The sequence below is a fragment of the Pseudooceanicola sp. HF7 genome (assembly GCF_011806405.1).
GTDB lineage: Bacteria > Pseudomonadota > Alphaproteobacteria > Rhodobacterales > Rhodobacteraceae > Pseudooceanicola.
Genome location: NZ_JAATOW010000022.1, coordinates 1 through 18,667, shown reverse-complemented (window position 1 = coordinate 18,667; position 18,667 = coordinate 1). Strand labels below are relative to the sequence as shown.

The 18,667-nt window shown below is 63.7% G+C and carries 14 protein-coding genes; 6 read left to right on the top strand and 8 right to left on the bottom strand.

What is annotated here, in order from left to right; genetic code table 11:
- Positions 1-39 precede the first annotated feature (39 nt).
- Positions 40-2,193, bottom strand: a complete 2,154-nt coding sequence (locus HCZ97_RS13155; protein WP_167689176.1) for a malate synthase G — start codon at positions 2,191-2,193, stop codon at positions 40-42.
- A 133-nt stretch (positions 2,194-2,326) separates the two neighbouring features.
- On the opposite strand from HCZ97_RS13155, the gene HCZ97_RS13150 reads away from it, so the two are divergent.
- Positions 2,327-3,097 (top strand): IclR family transcriptional regulator, encoded by a 771-nt coding sequence (locus HCZ97_RS13150; RefSeq protein WP_368484374.1) that lies wholly within the window; start codon positions 2,327-2,329, stop codon positions 3,095-3,097.
- Here HCZ97_RS13150 and HCZ97_RS13145 read toward each other — a convergent pair.
- Together HCZ97_RS13145 and secA are read right to left on the bottom strand one after the other, a co-directional pair.
- Entirely contained in the window at positions 3,094-4,641 is a 1,548-nt protein-coding gene (locus tag HCZ97_RS13145) for a phosphate ABC transporter substrate-binding/OmpA family protein (RefSeq protein ID WP_167689174.1), read from the bottom strand. The two genes, HCZ97_RS13150 and HCZ97_RS13145, sit on opposite strands and share 4 nt — an antisense overlap.
- A gap of 116 nt (positions 4,642-4,757) precedes the next feature.
- Complete coding sequence (gene secA, locus HCZ97_RS13140) at positions 4,758-7,469, bottom strand: preprotein translocase subunit SecA (protein WP_167689173.1); 2,712 nt, start codon at positions 7,467-7,469, stop codon at positions 4,758-4,760.
- Between the two features lie 174 nt (positions 7,470-7,643).
- On the opposite strand from secA, the gene HCZ97_RS13135 reads away from it, so the two are divergent.
- The 4 genes from HCZ97_RS13135 to HCZ97_RS20470 all read left to right on the top strand — a co-directional run bounded on the left by HCZ97_RS13135 (position 7,644) and on the right by HCZ97_RS20470 (position 10,610).
- Positions 7,644-8,528, top strand: coding sequence for a peptidylprolyl isomerase (locus HCZ97_RS13135; RefSeq protein WP_167689172.1), 885 nt, complete (start codon positions 7,644-7,646; stop codon positions 8,526-8,528).
- Positions 8,529-8,535: 7 nt separating this feature from the next.
- Complete coding sequence (gene argJ, locus HCZ97_RS13130; protein ID WP_167689171.1) at positions 8,536-9,765, top strand: bifunctional glutamate N-acetyltransferase/amino-acid acetyltransferase ArgJ; 1,230 nt, start codon at positions 8,536-8,538, stop codon at positions 9,763-9,765.
- Positions 9,762-10,160: a (deoxy)nucleoside triphosphate pyrophosphohydrolase gene (locus HCZ97_RS13125; protein ID WP_167689170.1), complete on the top strand. Its 399-nt coding sequence runs from the start codon at positions 9,762-9,764 to the stop codon at positions 10,158-10,160. Before argJ ends, HCZ97_RS13125 begins: the two co-directional genes overlap by 4 nt.
- A 117-nt stretch (positions 10,161-10,277) precedes the next feature.
- Complete coding sequence (locus tag HCZ97_RS20470; RefSeq protein WP_217701785.1) at positions 10,278-10,610, top strand: hypothetical protein; 333 nt, start codon at positions 10,278-10,280, stop codon at positions 10,608-10,610.
- A 135-nt stretch (positions 10,611-10,745) separates the two neighbouring features.
- Here HCZ97_RS20470 and infB read toward each other — a convergent pair whose 3' ends face one another.
- The 5 genes from infB to pip all read right to left on the bottom strand — a co-directional run bounded on the left by infB (position 10,746) and on the right by pip (position 17,671).
- Entirely contained in the window at positions 10,746-13,238 is a 2,493-nt protein-coding gene (gene infB / locus HCZ97_RS13115; RefSeq protein ID WP_167689168.1) for a translation initiation factor IF-2, read from the bottom strand.
- Positions 13,239-13,284: 46 nt separating this feature from the next.
- The gene (locus tag HCZ97_RS13110) at positions 13,285-13,875 is read right to left on the bottom strand and encodes an RNA-binding protein (RefSeq protein WP_167689167.1); all 591 of its coding nucleotides are present in this window, start codon (positions 13,873-13,875) and stop codon (positions 13,285-13,287) included.
- Between the two features lie 23 nt (positions 13,876-13,898).
- Positions 13,899-15,515 carry a transcription termination factor NusA gene (nusA, locus tag HCZ97_RS13105; RefSeq protein ID WP_167689166.1) on the bottom strand — a complete coding sequence of 539 codons (1,617 nt, stop codon included), beginning with the start codon at positions 15,513-15,515 and terminating at the stop codon, positions 13,899-13,901.
- 3 nt (positions 15,516-15,518) lie between these two features.
- On the bottom strand, positions 15,519-16,106 hold the full coding sequence (gene rimP, locus HCZ97_RS13100; RefSeq protein ID WP_254871519.1) for a ribosome maturation factor RimP: 588 nt from the start codon (positions 16,104-16,106) through the stop codon (positions 15,519-15,521).
- A 590-nt stretch (positions 16,107-16,696) separates the two neighbouring features.
- A complete protein-coding gene (pip, locus tag HCZ97_RS13095) occupies positions 16,697-17,671 on the bottom strand; it encodes a prolyl aminopeptidase (RefSeq protein ID WP_167689164.1) in 975 nt (324 codons plus the stop codon).
- 110 nt (positions 17,672-17,781) lie between these two features.
- Between pip and ubiG the strand changes: the two genes are divergently transcribed.
- Positions 17,782-18,528 (top strand): bifunctional 2-polyprenyl-6-hydroxyphenol methylase/3-demethylubiquinol 3-O-methyltransferase UbiG, encoded by a 747-nt coding sequence (gene ubiG, locus HCZ97_RS13090; RefSeq protein WP_167689163.1) that lies wholly within the window; start codon positions 17,782-17,784, stop codon positions 18,526-18,528.
- Positions 18,529-18,667 lie beyond the last annotated feature (139 nt).

Here is an 18,667-nt window from a genome sequence, read left to right as displayed (position 1 = left end):
GGACCTGCGCATCCGCATTGTCCAGCCGTTGCACCGTCTTCAGCGGTTCAGTGCCTTTGCTTCCCGGCGGCGCGCATGAAGCAGCGGCTCCGTGTACCCCGATGGCTGGGCAATCCCCTTGAAGATCAGGTCATGCGCAGCCTTGAAGGCCACACCGTCGAAGTCGGGCGCCATCGGCCTGTAGCTTGGATCGCCGGCGTTCTGGCCATCGACCTTCACCGCCATGCGGCGCAGGGCGTCTTCCACCTGTTCGCGCGTCACCAGCCCGTGCAGCAGCCAGTTCGCAAGGTACTGAGAGGAGATCCGCAGCGTCGCCCGGTCTTCCATCAGGCCCACATCGTGAATGTCCGGCACCTTGGAGCAGCCCACACCCTGGTCGATCCAGCGGACGACATAGCCCAGGATGCCCTGGCAATTGTTGTCCAGATCGTTGGCGACCTCCTCCTCTGTCAGGTTGCGACCGGACAGAAGCGGCGGGGTCAGCAGATCGTCCAGGCTGGCCTTGGCACGGGATTTCAGCTCTTCCTGGCGGGCGTGCACGTCGACCTCGTGATAATGGGTCGCGTGCAGCACGGCCGCGGTGGGCGAAGGCACCCATGCCGTGTTGGCGCCGGCCATCGGATGACCAAGCTTGGCCACCAGCATTTCCGACATGACATCGGGCTTGGCCCACATGCCCTTGCCGATCTGCGCCTTGCCCTTGAGGCCAAGCGCAAGGCCGGTATCCACGTTGCCGTTCTCATAGGCCGTCAGCCAGGCGGCATCTTTCATCTCGCCCTTGGGAATGAAGGCCCCGGCCTGCATGGAGGTATGGATCTCGTCCCCGGTGCGATCGAGGAAGCCGGTGTTGATGAAGACCAGCCGGTCTTTCACGGCCCGGATGCATTCCTTGAGGTTCACGGACGTCCGGCGTTCCTCGTCCATGACGCCCAGCTTCACGGTGTTGCGCGGCAGCTTGAGGATGTCCTCCACCCCGGCATAGAGCGCCTCTGCAAAGGCCACTTCCTCGGGGCCGTGCATCTTGGGCTTCACCACGTAGACGGAACCGCAGCGGGAATTGCGCGGGCCTTCGGTCTTTTTCAGATCATGCATCGCGCAGGCAACGGTCACCAGGGCATCCAGCATCCCTTCGGGCACTTCTTCGCCCTCGAACAGCACCGCATCGGTGGTCATGAGGTGACCGACGTTGCGCACCAGCTGAAGGGACCGGCCCTGCAGGGTGATCTCTTCCCCACCGGGGGCCGTGAAGGTCACGTCGGGGGTCAGGCAGCGGGTCATCGACTGGCCGCCCTTTTCGAAGGTCTCCGTCAGGTCGCCTTTCATCAGGCCCAGCCAGTTGGCATAGACCTCAGTCTTGTCCTGGGCGTCCACGGCGGCAACGGAATCCTCGCAATCCTGGATCGCGGTCAGGGCCGCTTCCATGCGTACATCCCGCAGGCCAGAGGCACTGTCCCGGCCGACCGGGTGGGAGGGGTCGATTTCCAGAACGATGTGCAGCCCGTTTTGCTGCAACAGGTAAGAAGCCGTATCGCCCTCTTCCGTGTAGCCCACGAAGACCGACGGAGTCTTGAAGCCATGGAGGGCCCCATCGACTTCGGCCACCAGCGCCTCGCCCTCGCGGCGGTAGGCGGTCACCTCGGCATGGCTGGCGCTTTTCAGCGGCACGGCCAGGTCTAGGAACTCCGCGGCCCAGGCCATCACCTGCTTGCCGCGGGCTTGGTCATATCCCTTGCCCTCCGGCGCGCCGGGGATGGCATCAGTACCGTAAAGCGCGTCATAGAGAGAGCCCCAGCGAGCGTTGGCGGCGTTCAGCGCGAAACGGGCGTTCATCACCGGCACCACAAGCTGCGGCCCCGCGATGGTGGCGATCTCCGGGTCGACGGATTCGGTGCCGATCTGGAAATCCGGGCCCTCGGGCACGATGTAACCGATCTTTTCCAGGAAAGCGCGATAGGCCTCCGCATCCCAGGGCTGGCCCTTGCGGGCAGTGAGCCAGGCGTCGATCTCTGCCTGCATGGTCTCACGGACTTCCAGCAGCCTCAGGTTTTCCGGCGCAAGGGTGCTGAGCAGGCGGGCGAAACCGCCCCAGAAGGCCTCTGCCGTGATGTCGAGGCCGGGCAGGACCTGTTCTTCCACCAGCGCGGCCAGCTCTTGTGCAACCGAAAGACCGGCGCGGGTCACGTATTGGGTCATGGCAACTCTCATCATTCTGTTGCCCGCACTATATCCGCTTACCCAGGCCTGGCGACCGCCATTTGCATGGATTTCCACGATGTGGAAAGGTGACTCCGCAAAATGGAAACGCGTAAAGTGGAAAGGGGTGGCGGTGTCGGATGGGCAGGTCGTGCAATCGGTGGACAGAGCCCTGCGCCTGCTGGAGCTTGTCGCGGCAGAGGCAGATGGCCTGCGCTTGTCAGAGGTCGCGCGGCGCGCCGGGCTGGCACCCTCTACCACGCACCGCCTGCTGACCACGCTGGAGCAACGCGGTTTCCTGCAATGCGACGCCGCCACCGGGACCTGGCACGTGGGGCGCAAGGCCCATGCGGTTGGCGCGGCCTACGTCCTGTCGCGCAACCTGGTGGCCCCGGCCGTGCCCTTCCTGCGCCGCCTGCGCGACGCCACCCGCGAAACCGCGAACCTTGGCGTCATCGAGGACGGAGAGGTCATCACCATCTCGCAGGCAGAGAGCCGGGAGATCATGCGCGCGATCTCTCCCCCGGGCGGACGCGTTCCTGTGCTGTGCTCCGGCATGGGCAAGGCGATCCTGGCCACACGGTCCGACGAGGACGTGGATCGCATGATCCGCCGCCACGGTTTCCGCGCGGCCACGGCCCATAGCCTGACCCGGCCAGAGGCCGTCCAGGCAGAGATGGCGCGCATCCGCCAGCAGGGCTGGGCATTGGATGACGAGGAATACGTGATCGGCCTGCGTTGCGTCGCGGCCGTGGTCTGGGGACCGGAAGGGGAACCAGCCTGCGCGATTTCCGTCTCTGGGCTGGCAGCACGGATGACACCGGAGAAGGTCCTGCGCTGTGCAGAGGTGGTAACGCGGATCGCAACGGAGCTTACTCAGGCAATGGGCGGGAAAGCCCCCTAGCGCACCCAGACCTCGACCCTGCGGTTCACGCCGCGGCCCCATTCACTGTCATCGCAGGCCATCGGCATCGCCTCACCAAAGGCGGTGGTCCCCAGCGTGATCCGGGCGGAATCGAAGGTCTGCATGGTCGCCAGAAGGGCCCGCTCCACCGCCTGTGCGCGGCGGGCAGAGATATCCCTGTTGACCTCGGCAGTTCCGGCCCCGTCGGAGAACCCGGCAAGCAGGACCTCTCGCCCATCGTAAAGGCCGCTTTCCAGCGCCTCGGCAAGCAGGCGAATGTTGGAGCGCGACTGTGCATCCAGCTGGATGGAGCCCGGCGCGAAACGGAAGGACAATGTCAGGCGCTTCATGGGGCGCAGGGTCTCTACCATTTCCTGAAGCTGGGGCAGGCTCACCTCTTCCCCGGCGCGGGCGATGGCATTGGCAAAGCGATCCCCCTGATCCGTGATCGGGACCTCTTCGGGCAGCTGGTCCGTGAAACCGGCGCGACGGATCACGTATTGCGCCTGGGGGGAGGCCGTATAGGCCAGAAACTCCCGCGCCAGCTTGGGCAGACGGCGCGCCGGCTGATACAGGAACAGCGGCGCGGTCAGGGGGTAATCCTCTGTCTTGGCATTGCGGCGGCTGGCAGTCAGGGCAAAGCCGCATTCCCCGCCGATCCCAAGCCCGACAGCAGAGCCCACGCTGCTGGAACTGGCCAGACCGATGGCGAATGGATCGTCAAGCACCGCGCGCAGAAGCTCCGTATCGCTGTCATGCTGGATGACGCCTTCGGCGATGCTCTGGTCCGGGCCCAGGAACTTGTCCTGCACCGATTGCCCAAGGCCGGAGGACAGGCTGCGCATATGAACGGCAATGGGCGCATCCGGGCCGCCCAGCTCTTGCCAGTTGGTGATCTGCCCGATCAGCAATCCAGCCAACTGCGGCATGGTGATCTGTTCGACCCGGTTGCCGGGCCAGACAATGGGCACCACGGCGTCCAACGCCAGAACCCTTTGACGGCCAGGCCGGTTCAGATCCCCCAAGCCCGCCTGCCGCGCCGCCAGAAGCTCTGCGCCACGGATCTCCCGCTGGGCCATGACCAGGTCCGTTTCCTCATTCAGGAGGTCAAGAAACCCGTCATCGGTGTCGGAGCTGCGGATCGTGAAAGCCCCGATGCGCCGTTCGGAATCGCTGAGTGCATAAAGCACCTCCTGGTCCGACAGGTCGCTGCGCTCGATCCCGTAGCCATGGCGCAGCGCAAAGCCTTCGACCAGCGCGGGCATGAGCACCGTTCCGATGGTCGCCGCCCCCGAGATGGTCAGCTGCGCCACGAAATCCTCTAGGTTCGGACAGCCCGGGCCGTCACAAAGCACGCCTGAGCCATCCAGCGTAAGGACGCCAAAGTCCGTAACCACCCGGTAGAATTCACCATCGAACCCCAGCAGGTTTCCCGCCACCTCGACCGACCCGTCGCGGGAGGTCAGCGTCACGTCCTGCGCAAGGGCAATCGTGGCACAGAAGAAAGAGAGTGCGGCACCCAGTGCCGCACGAAGATACCACATGAATGCCCCCGTCAGATCCTTCCGCAGCAAGTCTTGGCGGCTGCAGAGGGATTTACAACCCGGCACGCGCGGGGCGGCAATGCACCGCCACCGCCGCCAAGCAAGTTGCCATCACATCAGGCGATGGCGCCGTGACAATGCTTGAACTTCTTGCCCGACCCGCAGGGGCAGAGAGAGTTCCGCCCCGGGTTGCCCCAGGTCGCCGGATCGTTCTCATCGAAGCCCTCGAGTGCCCCTTCCGGCCCAGGCGCATCGCCTTCGGCACGGTGATAAGCGGCATCAACTTCCGCCTGTTCCTGCTGCATCCGGTCCTGAAGGGCCTGAAGCTGGGCGTTGCGCTCTTCTTCGGTCATCGGGCGGACACGGGCCAGTGTCTGCGTCACGTCCTGGCGCAGGGAATCCAGCATGGATTCGAACAGCGCGAAGGCCTCGTTCTTGTATTCGTTCAGCGGATCGCGCTGCGCATAGCCCCGGAAGCCCACGACGGAGCGCAGGTGCTCCAGCGTCAGAAGGTGTTCACGCCATTTGCCATCGATACTTTGCAGAAGGATCTGCTTTTCGATGGTGCGCATGTTCTCAGGGCCGAAGGCGGACGCCTTGCGCGCCATGGCCTCATCGCTGGCGGTTTCGAGCCGTTCGATGATGGTCTCATCATCGACGCCCTCTTCCGCCGCCCAGTCCACGACCGGCACATCGATGCCCAGCGTTTCCCGGCAAGCCTCTTGCAGGCCTTCGGTATCCCACTGATCGGCATAGGTTTTCGGCGGAATATGCTTGGTGACCAGGTCCTGGATCACCTCGTAGCGCATGTCCTGCGCGATCTCCGCGATCTCTTCGGCTTCCATGATCTCACGACGTTGGGAGAAGACCAGTTTCCGCTGGTCATTCATCACGTCGTCGAATTTCAGCACGTTCTTGCGCATGTCGAAGTTGCGGCCTTCGACCTTGGCCTGGGCGCGTTCAAGCGACTTGTTCACCCAGGGGTGAACGATGGCCTCGCCCTCTTTCATGCCCAGACCGGACAGGACCTTGTCCAGCCGTTCAGAGCCGAAGATGCGCATCAGGTCGTCTTCCAGGCTCAGGAAGAAACTGGAGCGCCCCGGATCCCCCTGGCGGCCCGAACGGCCCCGCAGCTGGTTGTCGATCCGGCGGCTTTCATGGCGTTCGGTGGCCAGGACGAAAAGACCGCCGGCGTCCTTGACGGCCTGCTCGTCCTTCTCGTGCTCTGCCTCGATCCGGGCGCGCAGTTCATCGGGGTTGGCCTCCGGGTCGGCGGCCAGTGCATCCATTACCTTGAACTCGACGTTGCCGCCCAGTTTGATGTCCGTCCCGCGGCCGGCCATGTTGGTCGCGATGGTGATCGCGCCCAGCTTGCCGGCATCGCCGACGATCTGCGCTTCCTGCTCGTGGTGGCGGGCGTTCAGAACGTTGTGCGGCAGCTTTGCCGAGGTCAGAAGCTGGCTGAGCTGTTCGGATTTCTCGATTGAGGTTGTCCCCACGAGTACCGGCTGGCCCTTGTCGTGCGCTTCGCGGATCTCTTCCACGATGGCATCGTATTTCTCACGCTGGGTCCGGTAGATCGCATCGTCTTCGTCGATCCGGGCGATGGGACGGTTGGTGGGGATCTCCACGACACCCAGCCCGTAGATCTCTGCGAATTCCTCGGCCTCGGTCATCGCAGTGCCGGTCATGCCGCCCAGGCGGTTATAGAGACGGAAGTAGTTCTGGAAGGTCACCTGCGCCAGCGTCACGTTTTCCGGCTGGATCTTCACGCCTTCCTTGGCCTCGATGGCCTGGTGCAGGCCTTCGGACAGGCGGCGACCGGCCATCATGCGCCCGGTGAATTCGTCGATCAGTACAACTTCGTCGTTGCGGACGATGTAATGCTGGTCCTTCAGGAACAGCTTGTGCGCGCGGAGGCCCTGGTTGACGTGGTGCACGATGGTGGTGCTTTCCGGGTCATAAAGGGTCTGGCCCTCTTCCAGCAGACCGGCGGCATGCAGCAGCTCTTCCAGCTTCTCGTTGCCCTCTTCGGTGAAGGTCACGGAGCGCTGCTTCTCATCCGTCGTGAAGCAATCGTCGCCCAGTTCGGGGATCAGCTTGTCGATGGCGGTATAAAGCTCTGATCGGTCCTGCGCGGGACCGGAGATGATCAGCGGGGTCCGGGCTTCGTCGATCAGGATCGAGTCGACCTCATCCACGATCGCGAAGTTGTGCTCACGCTGGTAGAGGTCCGTGAGTTCGGACTTCATGTTGTCGCGCAGGTAGTCGAAGCCCAGCTCGTTGTTGGTGGCATAGGTGACGTCGCACTGGTAGGCCGCGCGCTTTTCCGCGTCGCCCTGGCCGGGGTGCACGACACCGGTGCTGAGACCCAGGAAACCGTAGACCTTGGACATCCATTCGGCGTCCCGCTTGGCCAGGTAATCGTTCACGGTGACCACGTGCACGCCCTTGCCGGAGAGCGCGTTGAGGTAGGCGGGGAAGGTGGCGACAAGGGTCTTGCCCTCACCCGTCTTCATTTCCGCGATGTTGCCCTGGTGCAGGAAAATCCCGCCCAGCAGCTGCACGTCAAACGCGCGCAGACCAAGGGCCCGGCGTGCGCCTTCGCGGCAATTTGCGAATGCTTCCGGCAAGATAGCATCAAGGCTTTCGCCCTCTGCCACGCGCTTGCGGAACTCTTCCGTCTTGTCCCGAAGACCCTCGTCAGAGAGCGCCTGGAACTCCTGTTCCAGTTCGTTGATCTTCTCGACCAAAGGCCGGGTCGCCTTGACTTTACGGTCGTTCGGGGTCCCGAAGACCTTCTTGGCGAGTGTTCCGATACCCAGCATGCTCTACTTTCCGCTTTGTGACGCCATCGTGAGTCAGGCCAGCTTGTGCGGAGGGTCCAAGACCCGTAGACAGGGCCCGAACGGGCCGCCCGGCCCTTTGCCATAAGGCGATGTAGTGGGCGTACCCTGAAGTGTCAACGCCGCGCCCCAACGCGGCCAAGGGAAGGAAAATCAATGTTGCATCGTCTTGCTCGTGTCGCGCTTGTCGCGGCCGCCCTGCCTGTCGCTGCCTTTGCCCAGGACCAGACCAACGCACCCGCCGAAACAACCGCAGAGGCCCCGGCCGATGTCGACGTGGGCACCGTGCTTGCGACCGTCGGCGACACGGAAATCACGGTCGGCAACCTGATCGCTGCACGGGCCTCCCTGCCGGAGCAATATGCTCAGATGCCCGTGGGCGTCCTTTTCCCCGGTCTCCTTGACCAGCTGGTGAACCAGGAGCTTCTGCAACAGGCTTATGACGGAGAGGTCCCGCCCTCTGTCGCGGTGACCCTGGAGAACTCCCAGCGGTCCCTGATGGCAGCCGTGTCGCTGTCCCATCACCTGGAAAACACCATCACCGAAGACATGCTGAAACAGGCATACAACGACCAATACGGCGATGGCTACGAGCCCCAGGAAGAATACAACGCCGCCCATATCCTTGTGGAAACTGAGGAAGAGGCGAAGGATATTATCGAGCAGTATCAAGCCGGTACAGACTTCGCCAAGCTGGCGCGTGACAATTCCACCGGTCCGAGCGCCCCGAACGGCGGCGATCTGGGCTGGATGACCGAAGGCATGACGGTTCAGCCCTTCGACGAAGCCATGCGCGCCCTGGAGCCCGGCGAAATCTCTGAGCCGGTCCAATCCAACTTCGGCTGGCATGTCATCAAGCTGATGGACACCCGCAAGCAGGCCCCGGCATTCGAAGATGTCGCGGAGGAACTGCGCGCCCAACTTCAGGAGCAGGTGACCTCTGAATATATTGACGAGCTCGCTGCAAATGGTGATGTGGACAAATCCGGTGCCGAGGCGATCGATCCCTCCGTGCTCGACACCATGACCATGTTGGAGTGACCCACTGATGGCCGGCAAGATCCCGACATCCCCCTTGGCGCCCGCCGCCTTTCCTGACCTTCCCGTGATCGACGGTGTGCGTTTCGCCACCGCCGAGGCCGGGGTACGCTACCAGGGACGACGTGACGTCATGCTGGCGATGCTTGATGCAGGAAGCAGCGTCGCGGGGGTTTTCACCCGGTCCAAGACCCGGTCCGCCAACGTGCTGGACTGCCAGGCGAAAGTCGGGGGCGACGCCTCGGAAGGCGCGGCCATCATCGTGAACTCGGGCAATTCCAATGCCTTCACAGGCCGAGCCGGCGACGGCTCGGTCTCTGCCATCTGCGAGGCCGTGGCAGGTGCCACCGGCCTGCCCGCCACCCGCGTCTTCACCAGCTCTACTGGCGTGATCGGCGAAAGACTGCCCCACGACCGGATCATCGCCAAGGTCGATGAGCTGATCGCGGCGCAGGACGGCGGCAAGATCGAAGAGGCCGCGCTGGCCATCATGACAACGGACACCTTCCCCAAGGGCGCTTCCGCCACGGTGGAGCTTCCGGGCGGCACGGTGAAGATCGCTGGGATTGCCAAGGGGTCCGGCATGATCGCGCCCGACATGGCGACGATGCTGGTCTATATCTTCACCGATGCGAAGGTGGAACGCAGCGCCCTGCAGGCCATGCTGAGCGCACTGACTGACGTGACTTTCAACTGCATCACGGTGGACAGCGATACATCGACCTCCGACACGCTGCTGATGGGTGCCACGGGCGCTTCCGGGGTCGAGGTCACGGCGGAAAGCACCGCCTTTATCGAGGCCCTGCGCGGCGTAATGCTGGACCTGAGCCACCAGGTGGTGAAGGACGGCGAAGGTGCCACCAAGTTCGTAGAGGTCCATGTCTCAGGCGCGGCCTCCGATGCGGACGCGCGCACCCATGCCATGGCCATCGCCAATTCCCCGCTGATCAAGACCGCCATCGCTGGCGAGGATCCCAACTGGGGGCGCGTCGTCATGGCCATCGGCAAGAGCGGCGCGGCGGCGGATCGTGACCTGCTGACCATCCGGTTCGGCGATATCCTTGTGGCCGAGAATGGCTGGGTCTCGCCCGACTACCGCGAGGAACAGGGCGCGGCCGTCATGAAGGAACAAGAGATCAACATCTCTGTCGACCTGGGCCTTGGCGGGGGCACCGCCACCGTCTGGACCTGCGACCTGACCCATGGCTACATCTCCATCAACGCGGATTACCGCTCGTGAAGGTTCTGCTGGTTTCGGCGGTTGCGCTGATCGACGTGGACGGGCGGGTGCTTCTGGCACAGCGGCCTGAAGGCAAATCCATGGCCGGCCTGTGGGAGTTTCCCGGCGGCAAGGTGGAACCGGGCGAAAGCCCGGAAACCGCCCTGGTGCGCGAGCTGCACGAGGAGCTGGGGATCGAGACCTGGAACTCCTGCCTCGCGCCGCTGACCTTCGCCAGCCATGGCTACGATGACTTCCACCTGCTCATGCCGCTCTTCGCCTGCCGCCGCTGGGAGGGCATTCCCCAGGCGCAAGAGGGCCAGGTGCTGAAGTGGGTGCGCCCGGCCGATCTGCGTGATTACCCCATGCCGCCGGCAGATATTCCCCTGATCCCCATCCTCCGCGACTGGCTGTAAGGCCGAATCACTTCGCAAGCCGTTGGGATTCCAGCGATTAGGGAACGGTTCGGCCCATACGGATCCGCAGGGTTATTTCCTTGAGAAATCCACAAAGATTGGGCAACTGCCTAATCAATGGCCAATTTTTCGCGTGTATACCAATTTTTGACGCAAGCATTTTTGCTGTGCCGCAGCGCGGTTTCTGCAGCGCGGCGGGTATTTATGCGATTTACGTATCGTAAATATGAAGAAAGCGTAATTTTTGGATGCTCTGTTAACGAATCCTCGGATATATTTGAAGACAGTCAGTCATTGGGGAAGCGCGACATGCTTAAGACCATCACTCTTGGTACCTGTGTTTCCGTTCAGGGCACGTTCGTGCGTGCGCTCCCGAACGGAAAAGTTGAAGTTCGTGTCGGTCAGAAACTTTTTGCCGGGTCGCCGGTAAACCAGACCGCCGCAGCCTGATCTCAATCGGGCCAGATCAATCGGGAACGGGGCAGCCTTGGCTGCCCTTTTTCTTTGCCCCCACGCCAGATCGTTCAGCCCCAAACGAAAAGGCCCGGCACTATGGCCGGGCCTTTCGCAATTTCACTGACCGGATCAGAGCGTCCGGGTGACCTCTTCGCGTTCGAAGATCTCGATGACATCGCCGGGGCGGATATCTTCGTAGTTCTCGAAGGCCATGCCGCATTCCTGGCCGGATTGCACTTCGGCAACCTCGTCCTTGAAGCGCTTGAGGGTCTTCAGCGTACCTTCGTGGATCACGACATCGTCGCGCAGCAGGCGAACACCGGCGGAGCGGCGTGCCACACCTTCGGTGACCAGGCAGCCCGCGACCTTGCCCACGTTGGAGACCTTGAAGACCTCCTTGATGTTGGCATAGCCGATGAAGTGCTCACGGATCTCGTTGGACAACAGACCGGAGGCCGCGGCTTTCACGTCATCCACCAGGTCATAGATCACCGAGTAATACCGGATCTCCACGCCCTTCTGGTTGGCGCTGTTACGTGCCGGCGCGTTGGCCCGGACGTTGAAGCCGAAGACCGGTGCACCGGAGGCTTCTGCCAGGCCGATGTCGCTTTCCGTGATCGCGCCCACACCGGAGTGCAGAACCCGCACACGGACCTCGTCGTTGCCGATCTTTTCCATCGCCTGAACGATGGCTTCCGCAGAACCCTGCACGTCCGCCTTGACGATGATCGGCAGCTCCGTGACGTTCTTGTCTTCCTTGGCCTTGGCCATCAGCTGTTCAAGCGTCGTTGCCGCACCTGCTGCCGCGCGTTTCTCACGCGCCAGGTTGGAACGGTACTCCGCGATCTCGCGGGCCTGGGCATCGGTTTCCACGACGTTCAGAACGTCACCGGCTTCCGGCGTACCGTTGAGGCCAAGGACCTCCACGGGAACCGAGGGGCCAGCTTCCTGAACGCGTTCGCCCTTGTCGTTCACCAGCGCACGGACCTTGCCGTACTGCTCGCCCACGACGAAGATGTCGCCCTGGCGCAGCGTACCGCGTTGGACCAGAACCGTGGCAACGGGGCCGCGACCTACGTCAAGCTGCGCCTCGATCACGGCACCTTCGGCGGCACGATCGGGGTTGGCTTTCAGTTCCAGGATCTCTGCCTGCAGCGCAATGGCTTCCAGCAGTTCATCCAGGCCGGTGCCGTTGATCGCAGAAACTTCCACGTCCTGCACTTCACCGGACATCTTCTCCACGACGACTTCGTGCTGCAGAAGCTCTGCGCGCACCTTGTCGGGCATGGCGGCCGGGCGGTCGATCTTGTTGATCGCCACGATCATCGGCACGCCGGCCGCTTTCGCGTGGTTGATGGCTTCGATGGTCTGCGGCATGACCGAATCATCGGCCGCGACAACCAGCACCACGATGTCCGTCACCTGTGCACCACGGGAGCGCATGGAGGTGAAGGCCGCGTGGCCGGGCGTATCCAGGAAGCTCAGGACAGCGCCGCTGTCCGTCGTCACCTGGTAGGCGCCGATGTGCTGGGTGATGCCGCCGGCTTCGCCGGAGACGACCTTGGTCTTGCGGATCGCATCCAGCAGAGAGGTCTTGCCGTGGTCGACGTGGCCCATGATCGTGACGACCGGGGGACGCGGCTTCAGTTGATCGGCGCTGTCTTCGGCGCTCTTGATCACGTCTTCCACGTCGGCGTCAGAGACGCGGACCATGCGGTGGCCAAATTCCTCGACGATGACTTCAGCGGTGTCCTGGTCGATGGTCTGGTTCTGCGTGACCATCATGCCCATGTTCATGAGCGCCTTGACCACGTCAGCGGAACGTTCGGCCATACGGTTGGCCAGTTCGCCCACGGTGATCGCGTCAGGGACCTGCACGTCACGCACGACCTTTTCACGCTGGACGGGGCCGCCCATCGCTTTCTGGCGCGCACGCTCCTGCTTCCGCTTCATCGCGGCCATGGATTTCTGACGACCGCCTTCACCACCGTTAAGTGCTTGATTTAGCGTCAGTTTCCCGGAACGGCGACCATCGTCGCTGCGGTTCTTGCGCCCGGAGCGATCATCACGATCGTTGGCGCGTTCGGGGCCGGGCTTGGCTTTCGGAGCCGCCTTGCCGGGGCCGCGCGCAGCGGGGGCCTCTTCGGCAACGGCAGCAGCCGGAGCAGCAGCCTGGGCAGCGGCACGCTTGGCGGCCTCTGCTTCCTCACGACGCTTGCGCTCTTCTTCCTCGGCCTTGGCCTTGGCTTTTTCTTCCGCTTCGCGCTGTTCGCGTTCCTTCTGCTCCGCCTCTTCACGGCGGCGCATACGCTCTTCTTCGCGCTGACGCTCTTCGCGTTCGCGCTGCGCGGTCTCTTCGACCTCACGGGCCTTGGCGGCCTGCACGGCCTTCAGGCGGCGCTCCATCTCGGAATCGGTGATACCGGCCGGGCGGCGGGAGGGATCCCCCACGGTGCCGCCACCGGATTTGCCCGAGCCCTGCTTCGGCACGACAACGCGTTTGCGCTTGGTCTCAACCACGACATTCTTGGTACGGCCATGGCTGAAGCTCTGCTTCACGTTCCCCGGACGGGACCCGCCACCACGTACACCCAATGTCTTTTTGCCGTCACTATCGCTCATATGGCTCATTCTTCCTTTCGGGCGGGACCCTCCCGCCTCTGCGTCGTCAGACCCGCAGACCCTTGAGTCTTGCGGCCTCCTCTACAACACGTTTGCTCAAACCGCCAGTTCCTAAGGCGGCGTGTATGACAGTTTCCCGGCCAAAGGCCAAGCCCAGCTCATCCGCGGTCAGCCAGCCGATGAAACTGCCCATGTATGGCGTGGACAGTTTCGACTTGCCCCGGCCCGATCCGTCAGAGGCCTGGATCAGCACGTCGGCTTCATCCTTGCCCAGCCAGTCCTTCACCTTTTCGAAGCCTGCCACCGCGTCACCGGATTTGCGGGCCAGCGCCAGGAGATCGGTCACCCGGCGCACCAGAAGCTGTTCGACCAGTCCGGGGAGATCCTCGGGCACGGTCACCTTGGTCCGGGCGGCCTTGGTGAAGAGCTTCTTCTTCACCGCGGTCTCAAGCGCCTCGCGGCTGGCAGAGACCCAGATGCCCCGTCCGGGCAGTTTCTCAAGAATGTCCGGCACGATGGAACCATCAGGCCCGACAACGAAACGGACGAGGCCGCCTTTCGGCGCGACCTCTCCCGTCACGATACATTTGCGTTCCGGACCGTCTTCGCGGTCCTTGTCTTTTCCACCGCGCGTCATCCCGGCGCCTCCGACCGCGGCCCTTAGACCTCGGCCTCCTCGCCGTCAGCGTCGTCTGCTTCCTCGACCTCGGGCTCAAGCTCTTCCGGAGCAACCCAGCCAAGCAGGACGCGGGCGGTCATGATCAGATTCTGCGCCTCTTCGAGGGACATGTCGAATTTCTCGAGCAGGCCATCGTCCTTGACGCGCTCGCCGTCGACCGTGGTCCAGCCGCCGGCCAGTTCCCAGTCTGCGCAGGTGGCGAAGTCCTCAAGGGTTTTGACGCCATCCTCAGCGAGTGCCTCTACCATCTGGGGTGTGAGACCCTCGAAGTCAATAAGGCTGTCTTCGGCACCCAGTTCACGGGCATGTTCGATCGCGGCCTTGGCCTGGGCTTCCAGGAAGTCGCGGGCCCGCGCCTGCAGTTCGTCGGCCGTATCGGAATCCACGCCATCGATGACCAGAAGCTCGTCCTGTTCGACGTAGGCCACTTCCTCGAGGTTGGTGAAGCCTTCCGAAACGAGCAGTTGCGCGAAGAATTCGTCCACGTCGAGCGTGTCCATGAAGAGCTTGGTGCGGCTCTCGAATTCCTTCTGGCGACGTGCGGACTCTTCTTCCTCGGTCATGATGTCGATGTCGAGCGCGGTCAGCTGGGACGCCAGGCGCACGTTCTGACCACGGCGGCCGATGGCCAGCGAGAGCTGCTCTTCGGGCACGACGACCTCGATCCGCTCTGCTTCCTCGTCCAGGACAACCTTGGAGACTTCAGCCGGTTGCAGCGCGTTCACCAGGAAGGTGGGCACGTCTTCGGACCAGGGAATGATGTCGATCTTTTCGCCCTGAAGCTCGTTCACGACAGCCTGCACACGCGAGCCACGCATACCGACGCAGGCGCCGACGGGGTCGATGGAGTTGTCGTAGCTGATCACGGCGATCTTGGCGCGCGAACCGGGGTCACGGGCCACGGCCTTGATCTCGATGATGCCGTCGTAGATCTCCGGCACTTCCATCTTGAACAGTTCGGCCATGAACTCCGGCGCGGTGCGCGACAGGAAGATCTGCGGGCCACGGGCTTCGCGGCGCACGTCCTTGATGTAGCAGCGGATGCGGTCGTTCGGGCGGTATGCCTCGCGGCCGATCTTCTCGTTGCGGCGCAGGATGGCTTCGCCACGGCCCACGTCGACGATGACGTTGCCGTATTCCTCGCGCTTGACGACGCCGTTGATGATGGTGCCGGCGCGGTCCTTGAATTCGTCATACTGACGGTCACGCTCTGCTTCGCGGACCTTCTGCAGGATGACCTGCTTGGCGGACTGGGCGGCGATCCGGCCCATTTCCACGGGGGGCACTTCCTCGACGAAAGTGTCACCGATCTGGGGGTCGGCCATGTATTGCTTGGCCTGCTTGACGGTCATCTCCGCCTGGTAGTTCTCAAGCTCTTCATCCTCGACCACGGTGCGGACGCGGGTGAAGGTGGCGCGACCGGTCTTGCGGTCGATGGCCACGCGGATGTCCATTTCGGAGCCGTAGCGCGACTTGGCGGCCCGGGCGAGGCTTTCTTCCATCGCCTCGACCACGAGACCGGGGTCGATCATCTTTTCGCGTGCGACGGCTTCGGCAGTCTGCAGCAGTTCCAGCTGGTTGGCTGAGGTGATGGCCATTGTTCAGTTCTCCTCGGAACCCGGATCGGTCTCGATCTCGTCAAATTGGTCTTCGTTCAGTGTGCCCGCATCCTTGCGGGCCTTCAGCATCTGCTTGATCAGCTCATCCGTCAGGACAAGCTTGGCATCGGCGAGCCAGTCGAAGTGCAGCCCGACGGTCACGTCTTCGCCCTGGTCCTCGATGTTGATCAGGACCTCGCCCCCCTCGACCCCGGCCAGCACGCCCTTGAAGCGCTTGCGGCCACCGACCAGTTCCTGGGTTTCGATCCGGGCATCGTAGCCCTCGTAGGTGTCGAAATCCTTCAGCCGTGTCAAAGGCCTGTCGATACCGGGCGAGGAAACCTCGAGGTTGTAGGGATCGGTGACGGGATCCTCCACGTCCAGAACGGCGGAGACGGCATTGGAGATGTCGGCGCATTCGTCGACTTCAATACCGCCCTCGGCGCGTTCGGCCATGATCTGGAGCGTCTTGGTGTTACTGTTGCCGCCCAGCAGCCTGATGCGGACAAGCTCGAACCCCATGTCTTCGATGACAGGGGTGACGATCTCCGCGAGGCGGCGGTCAATGGCGGTCTTGGCGATGAGGTCCATGGGGACTCCGGGCACAAAAAAACGGGCGCGCGGCCCGTCGATATTCCGGTGGGGCTTCGGTTCCCGAGGAGCCGACGCGCCGCTGTTGAAGGGCATATACGCCGGGTTGCAGCGAATCGCAAGGGGGGTCGTCGTTTGCCGGTTGTGCGCCCGGGGGCAAGGGGGGCTTGCCGACCCTTTGCCAGGCCCGCTGGCGGTGGGGCCGGGGGTGCTTCGCGGCGGCTGGGCGGGGCGGCGCGGGGCTTTGGCTGTGCATCCTTGCAGGGGCGAAAACGGGGCTTTTTCGGCGTCTGTGCCACGTCTGTTTCGTGTCGGTATCGCGTCGGTATCACGTCGGTGCGCAGCGCACGGGAGAGCAGGACTTTGGTAATGTGCGCTGGCGCACGGAAATGGGCTGTTTTCGGCAAGCCGGACCGGTAAATGCCCAAGGCCATCCGGTCGCGCGCAAGAGGGCGCGGATCGCGCAGGTTTGAAAATCCGTGCGGGGCCATGCCGCCGGGACGGGAGGCGCAGCCGACAACGGGCGCGGGCCCCTCGATGGGGCCTGTGCCCGTGATCTGGCGCCCGTAATTTGGCACCGTGATCTGCCGTCAGTCTTCCGCGGCGGCGATGCCGCACATGATCTCCACCAGCTTGGCAGAGATCCCGGGCTCGGACAGCGCATGGCCCGCGTCCCCGATCATGTGCAGCTCTGAATTGGCCCAGGCCTGGGAGAGCGCCCAGGCGGTGCGCGGCGGGCAGATCATGTCGTAGCGGCCCTGGACGATATGGCCGGGAATATGGGCGATGCGCGGCACGCGGGCCAGGATCTGCCCTTCCTCGAGCCAGCCGAGGTTGGTGAAATAGTGGTTCTCCAGCCGGGCGAAGGCGCGGGCGTACTGGCCGGGCGGATCGCCCCCGAACCCGGCGGAGCGCATGGAGGCCAGGGCGTTTTCCCAGGCCGACCAGGTCTTGGCAAAGCGCACCTCTTCCACCTGGTCGCCGCTGAACAGCCGGCGGTGGTAGGCCGCGATCATGTCGTCGCGTTCCTCTTGCGGGATCGGCTCTGCGAAACGGGCCCAGGCCTCGGGCCAGAAGGCCCCGGCGCCACCGCCGTAGAACCATTGCAGTTCCGGCGTGGTCATCAGGAAGACGCCGCGCAGCACCAGGTGGGTGACCCGTTCGGGGTGTTCCTGGGCATAGACCATCGACAGGGTCGCGCCCCAGCTGCCGCCGAAGACGACCCAGCGCTCGATCCCCAGGGTCTGGCGGATAAGTTCTATATCGCGGACTAGGTGCCAGGTGGTATTGTCCGTGACGGAGGCATGGGGACGCGAACGCCCGCAGCCCCGCTGATCGAAAAGGATGACGCGAAACCGCTCGGGATCGAAATAACGCCGCATGGCCGGGGAACAGCCGCCTCCGGGGCCGCCGTGCAGCACCACGACGGGGATACCATCGGGGTTGCCGGTCTGTTCGACGTAGATGCTGTGCCCCTCGCCGGCCTCCAGCATCCGCTGATCGAAAGGGTCGATCGGGGGAAACAAGACTTGCCCTGCGCTCTTTTGGCCCGAGTTTTTGTCCATCGCCGTCCCTATATCTTGGACCGGAGCGTGCCGGCCTCTTGTCCACCGGGCCCCGCATGTGACAGGTCCGGCTTACAGGCACTGGGCACCATGACTGCAAGGAGCGCGGAATGCAAACCGACATAAACACCATCGATCCGGCCGAGGTTGCCAAGTTCGAGGCCATGGCCGCCGAATGGTGGGACCCCACCGGCAAGTTCAAACCGCTGCACATGATGAACCCGGTGCGGCTGGATTACATCACGCGCCAGATCGCGGCGGAGTTCGATCGCGACCTGTCCTCCAAGACCCCCTTCGTGGGGCTGCGCATCCTGGATATCGGCTGTGGCGGGGGCTTGCTGTGCGAACCCATGGCGCGGCTGGGGGCCACGGTGGTGGGGGTGGATGCCGCCGCCGGCAACCTGCCCGTCGCCCGCATCCATGCAGAGCAATCCGGTCTTGAGATCGATTACCGCCATGGCACCGCAGAGGGCATGGCGGCTGACGGCGAGTCCTTCGACGTGGTGCTCAACATGGAGGTCGTGGAACATGTCGCGGATCCGCAGGCCTACCTGACCGCCTGCCATGACCTGCTCAAGCCCGGCGGGCTGCACCTGTGTTCCACCATCAACCGCAACCCCAAGAGCTTCGCCATGGCGATCGTCGGAGCGGAATGGGTCATGCGCTGGCTGCCCAAGGGCACCCATGACTGGCAGAAGTTCATCACGCCGGATGAGCTTTACGGGCTGATCCGCAAGGCCGGCATGGAGCCGGTGGACCGCAAGGGCTATGTCTTCAACCCGGTGTCCTGGCAGTGGAAGATCAGCGACCGGGACCTGAGCGTGAACTACGTGACCGCCGCTCTTCGGCCGGCCTGAGGCGCGGGGGCCCGTCGCTGCTGACAAGTACCGGCTCTGGGCCGCGGATCTTAGCAACGGATCCAGCCGCCCCCCTGAACAGCCTTCCCGGGCACGTCCTGTCCGATGGCGCCGGGGGGCTCTGCCCCCCACGCAGGCC

Coding starts and splice junctions, on each gene's coding strand:
- HCZ97_RS13155 (WP_167689176.1), bottom strand. CDS start 2,193: ATGACCCAATACGTGACCCGCGCCGGTCTTTCGGTTGCACAAGAGCTG.
- HCZ97_RS13145 (WP_167689174.1), bottom strand. CDS start 4,641: ATGTGGTATCTTCGTGCGGCACTGGGTGCCGCACTCTCTTTCTTCTGT.
- secA (WP_167689173.1), bottom strand. CDS start 7,469: ATGCTGGGTATCGGAACACTCGCCAAGAAGGTCTTCGGGACCCCGAAC.
- HCZ97_RS13135 (WP_167689172.1), top strand. CDS start 7,644: ATGTTGCATCGTCTTGCTCGTGTCGCGCTTGTCGCGGCCGCCCTGCCT.
- argJ (WP_167689171.1), top strand. CDS start 8,536: ATGGCCGGCAAGATCCCGACATCCCCCTTGGCGCCCGCCGCCTTTCCT.
- HCZ97_RS20470 (WP_217701785.1), top strand. CDS start 10,278: ATGGCCAATTTTTCGCGTGTATACCAATTTTTGACGCAAGCATTTTTG.
- infB (WP_167689168.1), bottom strand. CDS start 13,238: ATGAGCGATAGTGACGGCAAAAAGACATTGGGTGTACGTGGTGGCGGG.
- HCZ97_RS13110 (WP_167689167.1), bottom strand. CDS start 13,875: ATGACGCGCGGTGGAAAAGACAAGGACCGCGAAGACGGTCCGGAACGC.
- nusA (WP_167689166.1), bottom strand. CDS start 15,515: ATGGCCATCACCTCAGCCAACCAGCTGGAACTGCTGCAGACTGCCGAA.
- rimP (WP_254871519.1), bottom strand. CDS start 16,106: ATGGACCTCATCGCCAAGACCGCCATTGACCGCCGCCTCGCGGAGATC.
- pip (WP_167689164.1), bottom strand. CDS start 17,671: ATGGACAAAAACTCGGGCCAAAAGAGCGCAGGGCAAGTCTTGTTTCCC.
- ubiG (WP_167689163.1), top strand. CDS start 17,782: ATGCAAACCGACATAAACACCATCGATCCGGCCGAGGTTGCCAAGTTC.